Below are 17,667 nucleotides of genomic sequence, written 5' to 3'. Positions count from 1 at the left end.
CCGTTGAATTGCTCCGTAGTATCCCATTGCATAGCTAGGTAAGTCTTGCCCTATAGGGCGAGACGAGGTGAGACTTGACTGATGTAATCACGTTGTCGGAGGACGAGGATAACCTAGATTTTATTTCCCTGTGATTCTTCTTATCATCATGTATACAATCCATTCAAGGCTGTCCCATAACAAATGGGACAACTCTCTCCCACCAGTTTTCTCAATTAAGTCAGGAGATGTCATTAAGGTTGAATCTAAGGAAGCTTCGGACGGCCAGGTTACTCCTAGTTCCACAGCCTCAGATTTACTAAAGTTGGACTTCTCAAGAATCCACCCCCTTACAGGACCTATCGAGATCCAAAATGCGGAACCAGGCGACGCGTTAGAAATCGAGTTCTTAGATCTCCAACATAAGGGGTGGGGTTGGACCGGCGTGCTACCAGGTTTTGGGTTTTTAGCTAACGACCAGTATACAACGCCGATAGACCTAGCCGGTCCCGCTTTAAAAATATGGAAAGTGAGAGAGTACGCTGAGGCTAAGTTTGGAGATGTGACCTCGGTTAAGATACCGCTTTATCCCTTTCCGGGTGTCATCGGCACTGCATTACCCTCACCGGGTAAGTTCAGTACAATACCTCCAAGGGAAAATGGAGGAAATATGGACATTAAACACTTGGGAAAGGGGTCCAGGCTTTACCTTCCGGTTTTCGTTAAGGGAGCACTCCTTTCTTTAGGTGATACACATTTGGCTCAGGGAGATGGGGAAGTCTGCGGGACTGCCATAGAGGCACCAATAGACGTAACCCTGAGAGTAACGCTACACAAGGGTAAAGGGCTTCAACAACCTATCTTTGAGAGTCCTTCCGTGAAAGAGACGGACTATAGGGAATATCTCGCCTATCCAGGAATTGACCATAACCTTTGGGAGGCAGGCAAAAAAGCAGTGAAAGGGATTATCTCGATCTTATCCCGCTTCATGAGCCCGGTGGAAGCATATATGCTGGCCAGCGTAGCGGTGGATCTGAAGGTAAGTCAAGTCGTAGATGTGCCAAATTGGATAGTAACGGCATATCTCCCTAAGGATATTTTCCCTGAAGACTTTAGGGGGAAACTAAGCATCTTCTAATCGGTGCGTTATTCAGCTTTTTGGATAACATCCCCCTTACGGAATCTTGTTTTTATGTAAAATTTTATAACTAATATGATAAATAGAAGGAGGACAAAGTAAGAGACTTACCCTAACGTGTATGGAGATTTTACACAAATATGTTTTTTGAATTATACTTAGAAATATTCAAAGATATCAACTTGCTTTGTATAATTAAACAAAAATTTATTATCTACAAAACTAAAACTTTCCTGAATGAAGGTAAGGTCATTTAAGGTTGAAAAAAGTCTGGCTGAGCAGGCGTGGGAAATAGTGAGGAGGAGGAAAACATCTCTTTCCTCGGAAATAAGGAAAAGAGTTGAAAGAATCATCGACGAGAACATTCCTATAGACGATTTGATTAGCTCTTCTGAGTTAACTATTCTGACACTGAAGATTCCAGACGATTTAGATAGTAAAATAGAAAAATACCTGACGACCGCCCAGGTGAAAAGAAGCGAATTATTCAGGAAGGCTATCAGAATGATGATAGAGGAGGAATATGAATCCAAAGACAAAGAGAGTTTTCAGACAGGAATAGTCTCCTAAAGACATACCGCCACTGGATCCTTTCCCTACCCTAAAGGGTGAGGGAATATCCCTCCATCTCCCAGCACTTTCTCCCTACCTTCCAGTTCATGGACCTTCCATATCAACATTCAACTTGTCTAAGATACAATCCTGTACTGAAAGACGTTATCCCAGCAGTTGGAGTGCATAGTTGAGGACTCTTGAGGTCATCTCAAGACGAGTATAACTTAAGGTTAGCGTAACGATTAAGATCTCACCTGCCATTGGAGGAGGTATGAACGTCCATAACGCGAAGAGCACGTCCGTAAAGGACGGCCTGTTCCATCGGATTGTCTACATTTGAGCTTCATCTGACCTCCTCCCCGCCCTAAGGGCGAGGTTTGCGTTCTCTTTATCATGGATTTTTGATTAGCTTAACGGGAAGATGCTCGGAGGTTTTTAGGGTTACTTCAGGAAACTCTCCAGTCAATAAGGACATAGAGATGTCATATCCGTAAACGGAGAAAACTTTATATCTTAAAATATTTTTCTAGATAAGTTTAAAATATAGTAACTTTAAAATTAAAAGGTCTACTTTTTCTATGCCCCTCTCTCAGGGGCAGTGATCCAGATTGCATGTTTAGCTATCTCCTTGACGCTTAGAATTTTCAATTCTTCTCCGTCTATCACCGGCATGTTCCTGATGTTATGCTCCATCATAATAGCAATGGCCTTAGAGATCGACTCCTCCGCAGAAATGGGTTTAACCCACCTTGGCTCAGCGTGATCCTTTAGCGACCTTCCTAGGGCGAGGGCCTTGGTCAGATCTCTCACGGAAATTAGACCTACCCTATCGTTATCTCTAACCAATAGGGCCTTTAGACCGTGCTCCCTGAGTGTGACTAAGACCTTTTCGTTGGTTGGATTCTGGAGTACTGGACAGGTCTTGACGAATTCCCTCACCTTCCCGTTTGGATTAATGGGAAATATTCCCTGGTCCTTAACTGGCGATGTAACAGAGGACGCCCTCAATGCGTCCCTTATGGACAGCATTCCCACCAGTTTCCCTCTTTCCAGAACTGGAAGATGGCCTATTCCCTTCTTTATCATGACCTCCAGTGCTTCTTGTACAGTAGCTCTACCCTCTACCGTAACTGCCTCATGAGAGAAAGCTACAAGTAGCTCATTCTCCTTTCCCGTGTACCAGGCGTTCAGGATGTCAGTCTCTGTAGCTATCTTGAGCTTATCCGACCATATGAGCAGTGAGCCTATGTTCTCCTTGGTCATAATCATGGCCCCCTCCTTAACCGTGGTAGTTGAGAAGACAGTCCTCAACCTCTTATTCATGTACCGCCTCACTCTCGACAACGTTACCTTAGCCCTTGCTGAAACGTCAACTCCCTCACTGAGTACCTCAATGCAGTTGTATGGACAAGCCCTTTCGCAAGCCATACAACCTGTGCAGTCCTCAGGTCTGACTACCTCAGCAAATCTTGTGAACTCATTTATCTCTATGCATTGGGCTAGCGCGCAAGCCCTTTGGCACATGTAGCAACCGACGCACCTGTCAACATCAATCAAGACTATGGGTTCCATACTATCACCTCAGAACGGTGGAGAAGCCTGCAACGGGTTGTAAACCACGTTTCCTAGGTAGGGATTATAGAAAGGTAGGGCCGGATTCGCAGGAGACGACATCCAGTACGTGACCAACATGAAGGTTACGCCAAAGCCAAGGACCACTGCATAGTACGTCCATTTGCTAACCCCGTCAGTCTCCGCAAGCATGTTAGACGCTCTTATTCCCAAGTAGATCCCAAAAGCCATCACAGCCTCCATGACCAGGAGTACCCACCAGGCCGCAGACGCGTGGAGGGGATCGTTGCCTAGGGAGTGGAGGAATGACCCCCAGAAGGTAGAGTAAATCGCACTGTTGTGCATTCCTGCACCTGTAGGATCTAATATCTCGTTTAGTATCAGGGGAGAACCACCTAGGAACTTAGGCAGGTTTCTCACTAGGATTGACGCTGCAAACACAGGGATCAGCGCATATGATATGGTAGTGAACCCCCACTTTAATGGCACCCCTCTCCTTTCCTCAAACTTGGCTGCCAAAATTACTCCAATTATAGGAACCAAGTTTATGGCGAAATAGTCCAATGGGTTGGGATAACCGTCAGTGGAATACCCAAACTTTCCTAGACCAGGTACAAGGTACTGGGCGAAGTTAGCCCAACCAGTCACTGAATTCAGGAATCCGTCGATCATGGAATAAACTGGAAGGGCGTTCAGGAATTGGAATAATACAACTCCAGTAAGCAACGTAACTGTTAACGCAAAGTCAAACCTCTTTTTCCCTGAGGAGAGGTCGCTTAACCATGGGAATCTCTTTACCTGCCAGTCTATGTTCTCATGTGGGCAAGCCTTATAGCAGTCCGAGGCAAGACCGCACATCGGGGAGTTCTCTTTGCTGCCTGGGGAGGCAAACCACGGGCAACCGTGATACTTTTCATTGCCCCTCATACAGTCCTTAGTGGTGCAAGCCTTGCATACTTCCGGGTTCTTAGCCCTAAAGGTCCCCAATGGAGATATCGTGGTGGTCACAGCCAGTGGGGCGCTGAGTGGACAGATTGTCCTGCAGAACGTTCTATCCTGAAATAGCAAGCTTATGAAGAGCTCCAGCGCTCCTATATATATCAACACCACAGAGGTCAGCTCAGGAACTCCAGGCCCCCCTATGCCATAGAATTCTTCCATCCAGGTTAGAACCGAGAAACCTACCGCTGAATAAAAGATGGTACTGTACTTGATGGGCCACCTCAGATTGAGGCCTAGTTTCTTGCTCATCTTCTTCCAAGGGTGAAGCCTATGAACCCACTCCGCTTGCCCGCTGAAGGGACAGGTCTGGCACCAGGCGCGTCCATTTGCTAACCAAGTCAGTAGCCATAGGAGGGGGAACCAGAAGAGCCAACTTATATCCGACGCGAAATTAACTAGAGAAATTCCCGCTGGACCTAGCTTCTGATACCCTATTAGACCTGTAGCCATGACGACATAGAAAATGACAAAACTTGGGAGAATAATAGCAAAATGTGCCCAACTCTTCTTAAAGATCTTGGACACCAGTCTGCTTATGGGGTTGTTCCCTTCAAGGAGAGAGGGTCTATGCTCACAGAGTTCCTTACCTATCCTGTCAGCCGACTTTAAAATCTCCCTAGGTGGAGTAGCGTATACCCAAGAGTTGGAGTGGGACTTAACTTTTATGTCCACGACAAGATTCACCGCTAGGATAGTTAAAGCGGTCGTGAAGAGAAGGATTCCTGTCTCTATCATCAAAACTTGCTTTAAAATAGCGGAAATCCATGTAAATATTCCAGTGAAGATTGTAGCTAGTGCAGTATAAAAATTAAATTTTCTTTCATATCGCCTCACCTTCTCCGTAACCTTGTACTCCATCTTCTGCATCATATCACCACTTTTATGTGTATTTTAACATGATTAAACATATTTACACACAACATGGTGTTCTCTCTGTAGTATTCCCCCCTTAAAAAGATTTCTATAATTTGTTAACTTAGTGTAACTTTGTTATTAAATTATTTAAACTTTGTATAACTCATAGAACAAATAATGTAATTATAATTATAAATTTCTTCCAAATAGCTAGCAAATCTTTAAACATATTTAGACGTAGTTTTAGTCATCTGTTTAAATTATGAGGAAATTATGAGGAATCTGTTATATACTAACGATCTACTATTTATTCTTATTCAACATACAGTTCTCTTGACAAGCATATGTCCTTCAGGAAAAGTTTAGGAAACCTAGTTTTAACTAGTAATAGATATTTATTTACAGGATTAATCCGTATTTTGCAGACCAATGTCCTTTCAATTAATTTTGGGCATAAAAACTCCCTGAATGAAGCTTTTTATCCCTAAAGTCCCATAGTTTCTTAGGTAAGGGATGGTTAGCGAATTCTTCATTAAGTTATTTAGTGGGACAAGAAAAGTCAAGAGTAGGAACGTGTGTCTCATAGACCCAGATATAATGAAGGGCAAGGGGTTGGGTTACGGTGACACCATAGCGATCATCGGAAATAAAATGTTCCCTCTGCTTGTCCAGGAGGACAGGGAAAACACAGGTGGAATTACAGTGCACGATGACGTTCTAAGGTTCATAGGTGTGAGAAATGGAGAGAAGGTCGTGGTTAGAAAGATAGAACCAGTCCCTTTGAGCTCCGTAGTTCTAGCGCCTTCATCTCAAAAGACGTTTGACACTAGGAGATTAAACCTGGAACTGAGAAGTGTACCAGTTTCTAGGGGGATCCCTCTTTCGACTAAACAGGGCGAATTCGTCGTAGCCTCCTATGAACCGAGAGTGGAAGTAGGCATGATAGTGGGTGAGACTGAGATAGAGATCACAGGTGAGATCATCAAACAGACACAGAAAAATATCCCCCTAGTGTCACTGGACGATATTGGAGGCCTGACCGAACAAATAGCTTCCCTTAAAGAGATCATTGATATAGCACTACTTAAACCTGAGGTCACGCGACTTTTTGGCTTTCGTCCTCCAAAGGGTGTACTCCTCTATGGACCCCCAGGGACAGGTAAAACCCTGATAGCTAAGGCCCTTGCAAACTCGGTAATGGCTAACTTCTTCTTCATAAGTGGGCCAGAAATAGGATCAAAGTACTATGGGGAGAGCGAGAAGAGATTGAGAGAGATCTTCGAACAAGCTGAAAAGTCCTCCCCCTCAATGGTATTTATTGATGAGATAGATGCAATAGCTCCCAATAGAGACGTGACTAACGGGGAGGCTGACAAGAGGATTGTGGCACAGCTTTTGACCCTTATGGACGGGGTGTCCTCTGGAGGGGGTCTACTAGTTATAGGTGCAACCAATAGGCCCAATGCGATTGACCCTGCGTTGAGAAGACCAGGAAGGTTTGACCGAGAAATTGAAATTCCCGTTCCTGATAAAAGAGCTAGGCTAGACATCATAAAGATACATACTAGGAGGATACCCCTTGCGGAAGACGTTAACCTTGAACAGATAGCGTCCATGACCAACGGTTTCGTTGGGGCTGATCTTGAGGCTCTCGTCAGAGAAGCTACCATGAGAGCGTTAAGGAGGGTGAACAACCCAGAAGAAGCGAAAGTGACTATGACCGACTTTATGGATGCCATGAAGAACATTGAGCCCTCAGCACTAAGGGAGTTCAGAGTGGAGATCCCGAACGTAACGTGGGAGGACATTATAGGGCTGGACCAGGTAAAGCAAGAACTTAGGGAAGTCGTTGAGTGGCCTCTAAAGTACTCCAACCTTTATGATGAAATGAGGGCTGAGATCCCAACAGGGGTAATGCTATACGGACCGCCAGGCACAGGGAAGACCATGCTAGCTAAGGCCGTTGCACATGAAAGCGGAGCCAATTTCATAGCAGTCAGCGGTCCAGAACTGATGAACATGTGGGTAGGGGAAACGGAGCGAGCAATAAGGGAAGTTTTCAAGAGAGCGAGACAGGCGTCCCCAACTGTGATCTTCTTTGACGAGATAGATGCAATAGCGACAGTGAGGGGTTCAGATCCCAACAGGGTTACGGATAGGGCTTTGAGCCAAATGCTCACGGAAATGGACGGAGTCGCGACCCGTAAGGAGAGGGTAATCTTTATGGCAGCTACCAACAGACCAGATATAATTGACCCGGCAATCATTAGACCTGGAAGGCTAGAGAAGCTGGTTTACGTTCCTGCCCCGGACTACGAGACCAGGAAGGTGATGTTCCAGAAGATGGTAACGAGACATCCCTTCGATGAGAAAATAGATTTCTCTTACTTAGCTAAAGTCTCTGAAAACTTCACCCCTGCCGATATAAGGGGTGTTGTAAATAAGGCAGTGCTCCTTGCCATAAGAAGAGGGGTGAAGGAAAATAAAGTTTCCAAGATTACCTTTGAGGACCTCGTTGATTCAATAAGATCAGTTAAACCTACGGTGACTCAAGCTATGATCAACTATTATAACTCATTTTTGGAGAGAGTAAGACTCGGTGGTGCCTATAGTTGAAATTTTCTCAATAGCGGGATTGCTAGTGTACTCCGTGGGAATGGCAGGAGTTTTCACGATGATAGTTCTAGGGATAGCGTGGAATGACTTTGTTTCTTGGTTGGATCTATTTTATCTAACAAGTACCGAGATAAAACTTATATTCATGTTAACACTATATTTCATTATTCTTGCAGTTCTGGAGGGGTTTGTCGTGGATCCCATAGCCTTTCTCGTTTCGATTGAAACCATACCGTATTTAATAGTGTTGTTTGCCAGAAAGATCTTTAGGTGAGAAAATGCCAACTGAGGGTTTAAGGTCAATGGTCAATGTTATCCAGATAGGTATCCTTTTCGCAATAATCCTTTTCCTGGACATAATATTTGTTAAAAATACCTTGCTCTTCATAGGTGTCCTAGGGGTAGATCTGGCAGTCTGCGGCGTCTTACTGAGTCTTGTGATAAAGGACATCCAGAAGTACTTCGATTACTGATGAGCACTTCATCTTATCCCGGACAGTCTTTCAGTTCTAAAAACACCTACGTAATACATTACCATTCCCGCTATCACAGCCACGTCAAATATCCAGGGTAGATAGAGGGCGCTCAAAGAACCCACTGCAGCAAGTATATATAGGTACCGCCAACTGCCCTTAAAATATATACCGAACAAGGAGAGACCCACGTCCATTATAATAGAGAAGTATTTCCAGATCAGGATCCCCTGAAATATGACTGGAGGAAAAGCTGTGATCCCTATGAAGGGAAAGAGCTCTATGCGTGATCTCCCTCTGGAAAGCGAAATTAGATACAACGATAACATCTCCGCCATCATTGGGTAGAAAAACCAGTAGCTGTTTATCGACTCGTTTATCCCGGAAACAAGGGAGGAGAACGGGGCTACACCAAATTGGGCCAACCCAAATGTCAGCCCCATTAACCCCTCATTTATCACGGTCAACAAGGAGATTGAATAATAGTGATACCAAGTGAATGTCACTTTATCAGTCAGTCTCTCCGCAACAGCAAAGAAATAACCGAGGAAAAGAATCATTGACACCATGTTAATTCCCACTGCAATTCCCAAACTCGTTTCGCTAGGAGAAAACAGGTACACAGAAGCCCCTATAAGCATAAATATCATCATGAAGAAAGCAAAGTATAGAAAGAAAGTACCAACTTTGGTGGTCACTTTAGAGACGTAGTAGAGAAGCACCACTATGACCGCAACCATTAGTGAGGCCAAGCCAATTAAGACCGTTAGGTTTTCCATATAGGACTTTAAAATCATGGTTTATAAACAATAGCTCAAAAACTTCACAAGGGAAAACCCTCGTTTACCTTGGGTTAAGATCACCTTTTCTTTCAACTGGCTGGGTAAGATCTAACTTGCACGATAAGTTGGTTGTACGAATAACGTAGACCAATAGGGCAGTCAAGATGGCTAAGGACGCAATAGTAAACGCTATTTGGCTATAAAAGGACAGTATTATGCTGGATGCGACTACCGTAGAAGATATGACATACCCTAACGCAGATAGACCACAGGACGGACACGCAGTCAGAAGGCTGAACGCAGTTAACGAGCCAAGTTTTTTCCGTTTCTGATTATATATCAAAGCCCAAATGTATCCAGAAAGAGCAGAGGATGAAACCAAAGCCAGTACAGAGACTGGATACAGATAAAACCCAATGATACCTGGCACATAAATAGTCACAGCGGGAGCATACATAGGCTCCCCGTACCCTAAAACGAGGACTGGTGGATAAGGATAGCCATTCGGCGCTATTATCATCATCTTAGTCACAAGCATTTCGACAATTCCATACAGGATGGAAGCCAACAAGAAGTGCTTCTTACTAATAACTGGGAAACCGTATCTCCTCTTAATGGCCAGGTATACTCCATACCCAATCGCGACAAGTCCAGCGCTCATTAGAAAGGTGGAGGAAAGAGTCATCGTCTCTAAAAACAGAAGATCGTATCCGTTATAGTCTAGGAAGTACCTCGAGTGGGTTGAGAAGAACGCTATTTGGGAGAACACCGCCAGTCCACCTAACACTAGCCACTTTAGGTAGCCATAATCCGTGTACCTGGTTGGTGGAAGCCTCAGAGATGAACTGTAAGTTGCCAGGTTATCCCGTATGTACTGCAGATACTGAACACCTGCAAGCCACGCTATGGGTGTGCCGAATATCCATGCAGTAATCCAGAAGAGGATGGCCTTACCTCCAGTGAGGCTAAAGAATGGTATTGGACTACCTAGAACTAAGGAAATGGGACCAGGCATAATAAGGCTCCAACCGATTATATGAAGTAGACCAAGCCTACTCCAGGGTTTTAGATTGATGTAACCTAGATACCCTAAAAATCCCGACAAGATGGAGAGTGAAATTGCCTCTAAGCTATTAAAGTACTCAAACATGACGAAGAGAATTGAGACTATTACTGCAGAGACAAAAAAAGAGTATTTCCCTGGGTTGCCTATTTTTCCTGCCTTTTTCAAGACGTAGCCCACTATCCCTCCTATTAGAATAGAAATCACAAGTCTGGCGAGGAAGAATTCCTTCCCTTGAGGAAGGAGAAGTAACGTAAGTGCAAATATTATAGCTACTGGGATGCCTAACTTCCACCTCATCCATGAAAAGGGCTTAGCTCCGACTATTTCTGAGGCAATGACCAGAGATGATATTACCAATATGGTACCTGCAACAACGGTCAAAGCTTCACCCAACAGATTCATGAAGGTTATGGATACTAGAAAGGGGATATTTGACACAGTAGCCCCAATCAGGGCAGTGAAAAGTTCACATGAGCAGGACAGGGAGGTAGCCAACAGACCGAGGGAAGCTGCCAACTTATGTTTACTACTCATCCTTATGGAGTAGAAGAGGAAAATGTAAAGGCTCACGTTCAATGCCACAAGGAAGGAGAGGATAAACGAAATGCTCAACGACAACGGCGTCATAGCCCAGTCAAAGTATCTCGTCGTTATAGATAGAAATGGGCCCCATAAGGGATAAGGCATCTGATTTGGTGGGACAGGTGGGGAAGTGTCAACCACAATGTTGACACCTTGAGGCAATAAAATGTCCTGAAACAACAGTATCCTGTCCACATACTGATAAAACACGAAATATAGTACAAAAGTGATTGAAAATATCAATCTTATAAATCTTAGTTGAAAAATATCAGTTAGCTTTCTATCTTCCAATAAAAATCCCTCATGCGGACTCCTGTTTCATAACCTCGGATATGTCCACCTGGGGATCCTTTTCTGCCTTCCACAAGATAATGTAGTACCAGATCGGGTAGACCACAGCCATTAGGAAGAATATTACTTGGTATAAGTTCTCCTGGGTTTCTAAAAGCAATACCATGTTCTATCGTGATAGAATATAAATAAAATAATATAAAAAACTTTCGTTGTTCCCGATTTGGTAGTAACAGTACTGTGTATTTCAAAAATCCAAGATCTAAGGCTACTTCGAATACCTGTTGTCTTGCTTACTCGGGGAGATAAAAAGATAGGGACAATAAAGTTTCACTTAAGCAGAACTTGAAACTTCATCAAAACCAAGGAATGATAAAATTTTTACTTGAGATTCATTCGTTTTAATTATATTACGGGAAAAATACTTTAAAATATATCTAGATCCCTTAATATCTTCACCATATAGTAAGTTGAAGGTATGAAAGCCATAGCAAATAGAAAATACGATGTCTCAACTAACTGGGACACTGAGTACGGTCTATACACATCCACAGCGTAGTATGTACCCATTTCTAAAAACACCTCTGCCATAGTTGCCATCATGCTGAACACCGCAAAAATCGTTATGCTCTTCCATACTTTAGGCATACCGTCCCATCCGATTCCAGACACTAAACCTGCTATGATAAAGGTAATCAATTGAAGCGCCCTTATCGACGGACTGACAACGCTCAAGGCGAAAGGTCCAGGTATATACCAAAACGTGACTATTGAACCGCCTATCAACCATGATAGGAAGAGACCCCTCGTCCTATAGTTAAAGTCTAGAAAGCTCGACCCGAGTCTACCGCCCTTACTATATATCACCTTAGCGAGCCATATCCCTATAAGACCTGCTCCCCACACTAGGGTCATATCAAACGAGAACTTTGCCACTTCCTGAGACGAGGAAATCTGAAGAGAGAAGGGATTAATGCTCGCAACCACAAGGGCAAGTCCTAGAAAAAGATATATATTACTTGGTTTGGGCATGGTCTCTTCACCCGGTCAACTCCATAGTCCGAGTAAAGTTCCTCCAGCTACTAACACTGCACCCGATAGTGGAACTATAGCTACAAACGAATCATTGGCGAACTCAGAATAAGGTAGCGTTTGCACCAAAAACAAGTCCGATACCCACGCAGTTACTCCAATTGCTGCTATTACTGCTCCGAGAACCCTTCTTACAGTCTTTACTCCTGCCATGTTTATCAATATTATGTTTATAATTCTCGTTTATAAATCTTCTTGAGATCTAAAGGAGATCTGGAAGTCACAATGATCTTCAAAACTCACATAGAACCATTTTCTAGAACATAGAACCACTTTCTAGGGTGTTGTTAGAGATTATACCAAATTCAGTTGAGATTTTAAAATACTGGTTTTCGACTATTGCCTGAAAGCAGCTTCCTTTTTCTGGATAGAGCTTAGTATGGCTAACAGAGATATTGCAGATACTGGAATCAACAAATATACCGTCGTGTCTACGCTATCAAATATCAAGGCCCCAGAAAACAGGGATAATACAGAAAGGGATATTGCAGGATCTTTTTTGTATAATAGATAAGCAGAGCCCACTCCCGTAAGGCCCACAGCGAAGAGAAGAGGGGGCATCCAATCCCTGACTCCCAAGATTCCCAATATATAGGGGAAAGTGATACCTACCATTTGCCCTAAACCAGGTATAAGGTTAAAGTATACGATTAAACCCACCAGTAAAGACAACGCCAGAAAAGGCAAAAGTAACTTTTTGTTTATCCCACTCTTTATAGCGTAAACAATGAAAGTCGTACCGCTGATGATTATGAAGTAGGGCATTACAATTCCTCCAGCATAGGTTATAGTCCCGAAGGCCGAACTCCCTGTCAATTGCAAGAACCAATCGCCTAATAGGGTCAAGTAAGCCAAGAGATCAGGTATCAACACGACTAAAACAATCCATTTTTTAAGATAATTGACTACTGCTAAAATTGTAGAAATCAACAGAATAACATAAATTATTGAAAATATTAAAGGAGGGTTAAATGAGGTGTTATCATATCCCTCGATCAAGTGAACTAGATCAAGGATAAGTGAAAGGTATAAACTAGACCAAAGCAGTGCTTTCCCTGTCCTACTTATGTTCCCTACATAGGCAGAGATGCCCAATATGATAGGTTGCATGATAAGTACCAAACCAAAAGCTACGGCACCAATTACATAAAGATAAGTGAACATTCTATCAATAACCTGAACGTTTCCAATTAAACCAATAGGAATGGTACCGGCCAAAAACTCCCTATTAAAGAATAGTTCAAGAAAAAGTGAAATAACATATATGATAGAAAAAAGATTTAAATTAATGCCTAAATCTCTGTTCATTTCCAATCTGCCTTACTTGTCTTATTATTGGTACTAGCCTTAGGGACATTTCTTGCATCATCCCTGGATTAAGTAGTATGAACGCCATAGCAGGAGTCAATATAGAACTACCAATAAGGAATAAGGGTAGGAATGAAATGGAACTCTGATTGTCAGGCTGTATGTATAGGTTCCACCAGAAGGATATGGCCTTAAAGTCTACAGACTCTCCAGAGCCTCCCTGGAATACCGCAAACGCCACGTGATAGGTCTGACCAGGCTGTAATTGGATCTGATAGTGCGACTCACCTTGTCCTCCGGACACGCCGTAAGTCGTGAACGTCCTCGCGAACTCTGCAATCATGTAGGGACCTGTGGGGGAGTTAACGAAGTCGAAACCAGTAGCTACTACTGAGGGATTCCAAAGTTGAGAAACGTTAGCTTTACCGTTAGCTACTGACCATGGAGAAATGTGAGGGTTGTCAATTGATGGGAAGGCAGTCTGGTAGTTTCCTCCTATGTAGTAAATTGATGACCCGTTAACATATAGGTCAGCTATTAGACCTTGGTTAGGTAGATATCCTAGGTTAAGGGGATCCTTGTACCTCCTATGATGAATATATGCTGGCGGGGATGTCCTACTGAAGAATGTAGGTCCAGGGTATCCTGAGTCCTGTGTATTATTAGCCCTTGGGTTATCATTTAAGACCCATAACTCGGCTTGTCCTGCGGAAAGTGCACCGGAAGTTCCAGGCATCATGTGAGGAGTATAGGCAACCTGGGTCCAAGAATTGGGTACACCTCCCAGTAGCCACATTATTGCCAACCTTTCTGGGTACATGTAAGTGTTGTTGTAAAATAACGATACATATCCAGCAGTGTCCTCAGGATAGAACAAATTATACGTATCCTGGAACCACGTGGTACCATTTAGACCTAACGATAGGAACTGAGATAGTGAAGTCACAGGTGTGCCATTGTAGTTTAAATTAATAGTAGTTATATTAATTGGGTTACCATTGTTTAGTGGGTTCCCATAGGGATCTATGGCCCCCATTATTTGACCGTACAGCTTACCAGACTGGTTGTAAACGTATATGGTAATTGGGTTAGTTAGGGCCTGGCCTGGTGGATATCCCATTTGTTCAGAAGCAGGCAGCGTGTAAACTGATGCCACTCCCTCATTGCTGGCTGAATACGAAACATTCACCACGTACCAGCCATCAGGTAACACTAGTGTGAACGGCTGCCAAAGCTGTCCCTGTGGTGTTCTCTCGGGACAAGCTAGCCATGACTCCTGCCCTACTACTGGAGCTTTCATAAGCACGAAGATGTAAGGTACTCCTTGGACATATGTCCATGCAGCCTTAACGTATACAATCGTTGTATGACCCGATATTCCATTAGGTACCGGTACAGTAGGTTCAAGAGGGACTGAGCTCCACGGGATGGTTTCCCAAAAAGCCTCGTCTCCTGGAGTTCCTTCATTTAACTGCGCGTTAGGAACGTAATACGCAGTTACTGTATTTGAGGCACTGGAAGCCGCGTTTAAGAGGACGTCTGCCCCATAAGCTACTCCAACGAGGACTATCATAAAAATAAAACCTAAGATGAGGAGAGTTTTAACATTATTTCCGTTTGCCATTTAATTCACCTCGGAAACTATAATCATAAAAATCATCTCTTTGACCTCCTTCCTAATTCTACGTGAGACAGTAGAGAACCTACCCCGAATAGTAGTATTGCTAGCCCTATGAAGTTGAAGAAGTAGTTGGGCGTTGTACTTCCGGTCACTAGATTCATACCATTTACTGCGAAAACTTCTCTCGGATATGTCCATGTCGTTGTACCTACTGCCAAGAGAATTATGCCAACTATTGCTAGTAAGACACCTAAATATAGGAAAGTTCTCCCATTAGCCATTTCCATCACCCTGAAGAGTTAACATATGGATCCCAAGTCCCTTGGGGCATCACGCCACCAGTGAGCAGAGAGGCATAAGTTGCGTTACTGGTCGCTACTATTGTGCCCACTAACCAAGAATGTCCTAACCCAGTGGCAGCAGTGCCGCAGTATTCAGCACACGCTACGTGATATAGACCTGGCTGGGGGAAAACGTAGACCAGATAGGAATAGTACCCTGGGACAGCCTCTGCGCCTATGCTTAACGGAATTGTGAAGTTAGAAGTGGCGCTTTGTACGAAGAATTCATGGAATACGTCTACACTGTGTATCACGAAAACGACAGGCTCTCCGACTGGTACAACCGTGAGATTAGTGTAAACCTTATCGTGGGGATAGAAGTCCCAGTGCCACTGTTGCCCTGTAACATATATTATTACGTAGGGTCCCTTATAAGACCCTAAGGCGTTAGAAAACTCTGCATGGACTACGCCCTCACCAGCTGGAATGTGGTCTGATACGAAGTTTGGATTGAAACCTAAATAGTCGTACGTGCTATATTGGACTTCTAGAGATATTATTGCTACTATAACTAGAACGAAGAACAGAGCTATTACGGTTCCACGCTTCACCTTTTCACCTTAATATCTAGCGTATTAAACCCGCTTAAAAATTTTTTGATTCTTTAGTTAGATTCTTTTTTCTTATTTTCCTCACATTAACCTTAAATTAACTAAATAATTACCCTCTAACAACGACTTCCACCAAAAGAATCATGAAGATCCACGTTTAGATAGCCCCAATAAGTTGTTCCCCAAATCTCACTATGGAAAATTTGAAATATAAAGCTGATTCGTCGTGCATTATACTATGTTACAACCTAATGGATTCGAATATCAGACAACGAATATGTGAAGTTAAACTAATATTAATCTAGTTACTCATTAGAAGATTTAATTATTATTAATAATAATTTGAGCATCACTAGAATTATTTCTTATTCTATTTGCTATTTCAGCGACCATTTGTATCCAGCTAGAGTGTGGAAGCGTCGAATCCCTTTTTATCCTTAATTCTTTACTAACTATCTTCAGCCCATATACGCACTCTGTCATTAATCTGCAGTCAAAGCATGCAGGTTTCTCGTCTAATATCATTGTGAAACCGATGTGCTGATTTGACAAGAATAGTAGTTTGTCCGAAATGATCCTTATGCAATTATTGTCAAACTTATATGGAACTATTACTTTGAAAGCAAGTGCGTTCTCTTCCAGAACTTTTAGTTTTCTAAGTTCCCTGACTATTGAGTAGAAATAACTTCTACTGACGCCAGAACCAACATGCTTTTCTTTAACAAGTACAGAGAAATATGGATCGTCTATAATCTTTAGGAAAATGTCCTCCTTCAAGAGAATTATCTTGTCTGTTTTGCGAACTACCCGCTCTACCCTAGATATTCTATAATCGCACATCGCAGTGAGTCCATGTTTCAATCTGTAGATAGAATAAAAATTTTCCTACTCGCGTACTTCCTCATTTATGGGTAGCCATTTCCGTGTTAAACATAAAAAATAGGAAGGTTGAACAAATATGAATAGTAAACCTGAAACATATTAGTTGTACCTCTTCCGACCTTTGAATTAACATCAACGTGAATCTTTAGCACCTACGTCGTATTTACTTTCCCCCAAGGTTAATTGCAGCCTCATTAGACCCCAAAACTCGTGTTCTACATGCTATGGTTTTAAATAAAATTATTTGGCTTCTATAGGGAACGTCGCATGTAGAATTTTATCTTAACGCTCTAAAATGAGTAGTCGATAATTCTCTTTATGAGACAAAATTACTCCTCTCATTCTTCTCTTGGAATAATGAATCTTGTGATGAATATAGTCCATCAAATTTCTTCAGAAAATCTTTGAGAATCAGTGAAAACAGTCACTTATATATTTGTCCACTTCTATTCTTTACTTTTAAAACTTTCTTTGATTGCCTTTTCAATATAATTCCTAAAATATCTTCAAACCCCGTTAAAGATACAATACTATTTAATTGTAATTATAAACTGCCAAGCTGACTAGATTAAAAACTTGACCCCTTATACGCAGCCTTAGTTGGAAAACCAATTTTGCAATATAGATCCGACAAAAATTGAGTTTAGCTATGTACTTAAGTGGGCTCTATCAAAATGAGGATAAATCTGGCTACTGAGAACATGGAAGATTTTTCCGGAACATATATCCATTTTTAGGAGGGAGGACTTCAAGGCATGCAACATCGTTACGTATATGCATTCCTCTTTCAAGACATGCCCTTCACTGGCAAGGATTGTGTGCATCACGATTGCGAGGGGAAGATGGCAGAAGAGTGATCTTTGATCTACTCCCTAAGAAAAGGGACGATATGGGTGTTCGTATCTGTTGATTGTACAGCGGAAGGATGAAGATAGAAAACTATACTAAATCTCAAAATATT

At 42.6% G+C, this 17,667-nt stretch carries 17 protein-coding genes; 5 read left to right on the top strand and 12 right to left on the bottom strand.

The window, feature by feature from the left end; all coding sequences use genetic code 11:
• Positions 1 to 145: 145 nt before the first annotated feature.
• Complete coding sequence (locus GWK48_RS06825) at positions 146 to 1,117, top strand: acetamidase/formamidase family protein (protein ID WP_174632631.1); 972 nt, start codon at positions 146 to 148, stop codon at positions 1,115 to 1,117.
• A 237-nt stretch (positions 1,118 to 1,354) separates the two neighbouring features.
• Positions 1,355 to 1,687 (top strand): hypothetical protein, encoded by a 333-nt coding sequence (locus GWK48_RS06820; protein ID WP_174630806.1) that lies wholly within the window; start codon positions 1,355 to 1,357, stop codon positions 1,685 to 1,687.
• Between the two features lie 561 nt (positions 1,688 to 2,248).
• Here GWK48_RS06820 and GWK48_RS06815 read toward each other — a convergent pair.
• Positions 2,249 to 3,244, bottom strand: coding sequence for a CBS domain-containing protein (locus GWK48_RS06815; RefSeq protein ID WP_174630804.1), 996 nt, complete (start codon positions 3,242 to 3,244; stop codon positions 2,249 to 2,251).
• Positions 3,245 to 3,253: 9 nt separating this feature from the next.
• The gene (locus GWK48_RS06810; RefSeq protein ID WP_174630794.1) at positions 3,254 to 5,113 is read right to left on the bottom strand and encodes a 4Fe-4S binding protein; all 1,860 of its coding nucleotides are present in this window, start codon (positions 5,111 to 5,113) and stop codon (positions 3,254 to 3,256) included.
• A 501-nt stretch (positions 5,114 to 5,614) separates the two neighbouring features.
• On the opposite strand from GWK48_RS06810, the gene GWK48_RS06805 reads away from it, so the two are divergent.
• From GWK48_RS06805 to GWK48_RS06795, 3 genes are read left to right on the top strand one after another with little or no spacing between them, the layout of a single operon-like run.
• The gene (locus GWK48_RS06805; protein ID WP_174630793.1) at positions 5,615 to 7,717 is read left to right on the top strand and encodes an AAA family ATPase; all 2,103 of its coding nucleotides are present in this window, start codon (positions 5,615 to 5,617) and stop codon (positions 7,715 to 7,717) included.
• Positions 7,704 to 7,991 carry a hypothetical protein gene (locus tag GWK48_RS06800; protein ID WP_246263762.1) on the top strand — a complete coding sequence of 96 codons (288 nt, stop codon included), beginning with the start codon at positions 7,704 to 7,706 and terminating at the stop codon, positions 7,989 to 7,991. Before GWK48_RS06805 ends, GWK48_RS06800 begins: the two co-directional genes overlap by 14 nt.
• A gap of 4 nt (positions 7,992 to 7,995) precedes the next feature.
• Positions 7,996 to 8,190 carry a hypothetical protein gene (locus GWK48_RS06795; RefSeq protein WP_174630791.1) on the top strand — a complete coding sequence of 65 codons (195 nt, stop codon included), beginning with the start codon at positions 7,996 to 7,998 and terminating at the stop codon, positions 8,188 to 8,190.
• Between the two features lie 8 nt (positions 8,191 to 8,198).
• Here GWK48_RS06795 and GWK48_RS06790 read toward each other — a convergent pair whose 3' ends face one another.
• The 10 genes from GWK48_RS06790 to GWK48_RS06745 form a co-directional block, all read right to left on the bottom strand.
• Positions 8,199 to 8,969: a hypothetical protein gene (locus GWK48_RS06790; protein WP_174630789.1), complete on the bottom strand. Its 771-nt coding sequence runs from the start codon at positions 8,967 to 8,969 to the stop codon at positions 8,199 to 8,201.
• A 64-nt stretch (positions 8,970 to 9,033) separates the two neighbouring features.
• The gene (locus GWK48_RS06785) at positions 9,034 to 10,911 is read right to left on the bottom strand and encodes a hypothetical protein (RefSeq protein WP_174630788.1); all 1,878 of its coding nucleotides are present in this window, start codon (positions 10,909 to 10,911) and stop codon (positions 9,034 to 9,036) included.
• Positions 10,912 to 10,921: 10 nt separating this feature from the next.
• Positions 10,922 to 11,077: a hypothetical protein gene (locus GWK48_RS06780; protein WP_174630786.1), complete on the bottom strand. Its 156-nt coding sequence runs from the start codon at positions 11,075 to 11,077 to the stop codon at positions 10,922 to 10,924.
• A gap of 260 nt (positions 11,078 to 11,337) precedes the next feature.
• Positions 11,338 to 11,943: a DUF1404 domain-containing protein gene (locus tag GWK48_RS06775; protein ID WP_174630784.1), complete on the bottom strand. Its 606-nt coding sequence runs from the start codon at positions 11,941 to 11,943 to the stop codon at positions 11,338 to 11,340.
• A 15-nt stretch (positions 11,944 to 11,958) separates the two neighbouring features.
• Positions 11,959 to 12,156: a SepZ protein gene (locus GWK48_RS06770; RefSeq protein WP_174632627.1), complete on the bottom strand. Its 198-nt coding sequence runs from the start codon at positions 12,154 to 12,156 to the stop codon at positions 11,959 to 11,961.
• A gap of 183 nt (positions 12,157 to 12,339) precedes the next feature.
• Positions 12,340 to 13,167, bottom strand: coding sequence for a hypothetical protein (locus GWK48_RS06765; protein ID WP_246263761.1), 828 nt, complete (start codon positions 13,165 to 13,167; stop codon positions 12,340 to 12,342).
• Between the two features lie 121 nt (positions 13,168 to 13,288).
• Positions 13,289 to 14,935, bottom strand: coding sequence for a DOMON domain-containing protein (locus GWK48_RS06760; protein WP_174630780.1), 1,647 nt, complete (start codon positions 14,933 to 14,935; stop codon positions 13,289 to 13,291).
• 32 nt (positions 14,936 to 14,967) lie between these two features.
• Positions 14,968 to 15,213 carry a hypothetical protein gene (locus GWK48_RS06755; RefSeq protein ID WP_174630778.1) on the bottom strand — a complete coding sequence of 82 codons (246 nt, stop codon included), beginning with the start codon at positions 15,211 to 15,213 and terminating at the stop codon, positions 14,968 to 14,970.
• A gap of 5 nt (positions 15,214 to 15,218) precedes the next feature.
• Positions 15,219 to 15,824, bottom strand: a complete 606-nt coding sequence (locus GWK48_RS06750; protein WP_174630776.1) for a cupredoxin domain-containing protein — start codon at positions 15,822 to 15,824, stop codon at positions 15,219 to 15,221.
• Between the two features lie 321 nt (positions 15,825 to 16,145).
• The gene (locus GWK48_RS06745; protein ID WP_174630774.1) at positions 16,146 to 16,601 is read right to left on the bottom strand and encodes a hypothetical protein; all 456 of its coding nucleotides are present in this window, start codon (positions 16,599 to 16,601) and stop codon (positions 16,146 to 16,148) included.
• Positions 16,602 to 17,667 lie beyond the last annotated feature (1,066 nt).

This window comes from Metallosphaera tengchongensis, from assembly GCF_013343295.1.
Classification (GTDB): domain Archaea; phylum Thermoproteota; class Thermoprotei_A; order Sulfolobales; family Sulfolobaceae; genus Metallosphaera; species Metallosphaera tengchongensis.
Note: the sequence above shows the minus strand (reverse complement) of the source record. Positions and strands in the feature narration are given on the sequence as shown.

Bases quoted from the DNA above. Each gene is read 5' to 3' on its own strand.
- GWK48_RS06820 (WP_174630806.1), top strand. From the start codon at position 1,355: ATGAAGGTAAGGTCATTTAAGGTTGAAAAAAGTCTGGCTGAGCAGGCG.
- GWK48_RS06815 (WP_174630804.1), bottom strand. From the start codon at position 3,244: ATGGAACCCATAGTCTTGATTGATGTTGACAGGTGCGTCGGTTGCTAC.
- GWK48_RS06810 (WP_174630794.1), bottom strand. From the start codon at position 5,113: ATGCAGAAGATGGAGTACAAGGTTACGGAGAAGGTGAGGCGATATGAA.
- GWK48_RS06805 (WP_174630793.1), top strand. From the start codon at position 5,615: ATGGTTAGCGAATTCTTCATTAAGTTATTTAGTGGGACAAGAAAAGTC.
- GWK48_RS06795 (WP_174630791.1), top strand. From the start codon at position 7,996: ATGCCAACTGAGGGTTTAAGGTCAATGGTCAATGTTATCCAGATAGGT.
- GWK48_RS06790 (WP_174630789.1), bottom strand. From the start codon at position 8,969: ATGGAAAACCTAACGGTCTTAATTGGCTTGGCCTCACTAATGGTTGCG.
- GWK48_RS06780 (WP_174630786.1), bottom strand. From the start codon at position 11,077: ATGGTATTGCTTTTAGAAACCCAGGAGAACTTATACCAAGTAATATTC.
- GWK48_RS06775 (WP_174630784.1), bottom strand. From the start codon at position 11,943: ATGCCCAAACCAAGTAATATATATCTTTTTCTAGGACTTGCCCTTGTG.
- GWK48_RS06770 (WP_174632627.1), bottom strand. From the start codon at position 12,156: ATGGCAGGAGTAAAGACTGTAAGAAGGGTTCTCGGAGCAGTAATAGCA.
- GWK48_RS06765 (WP_246263761.1), bottom strand. From the start codon at position 13,167: ATGTTCACTTATCTTTATGTAATTGGTGCCGTAGCTTTTGGTTTGGTA.
- GWK48_RS06760 (WP_174630780.1), bottom strand. From the start codon at position 14,935: ATGGCAAACGGAAATAATGTTAAAACTCTCCTCATCTTAGGTTTTATT.
- GWK48_RS06755 (WP_174630778.1), bottom strand. From the start codon at position 15,213: ATGGCTAATGGGAGAACTTTCCTATATTTAGGTGTCTTACTAGCAATA.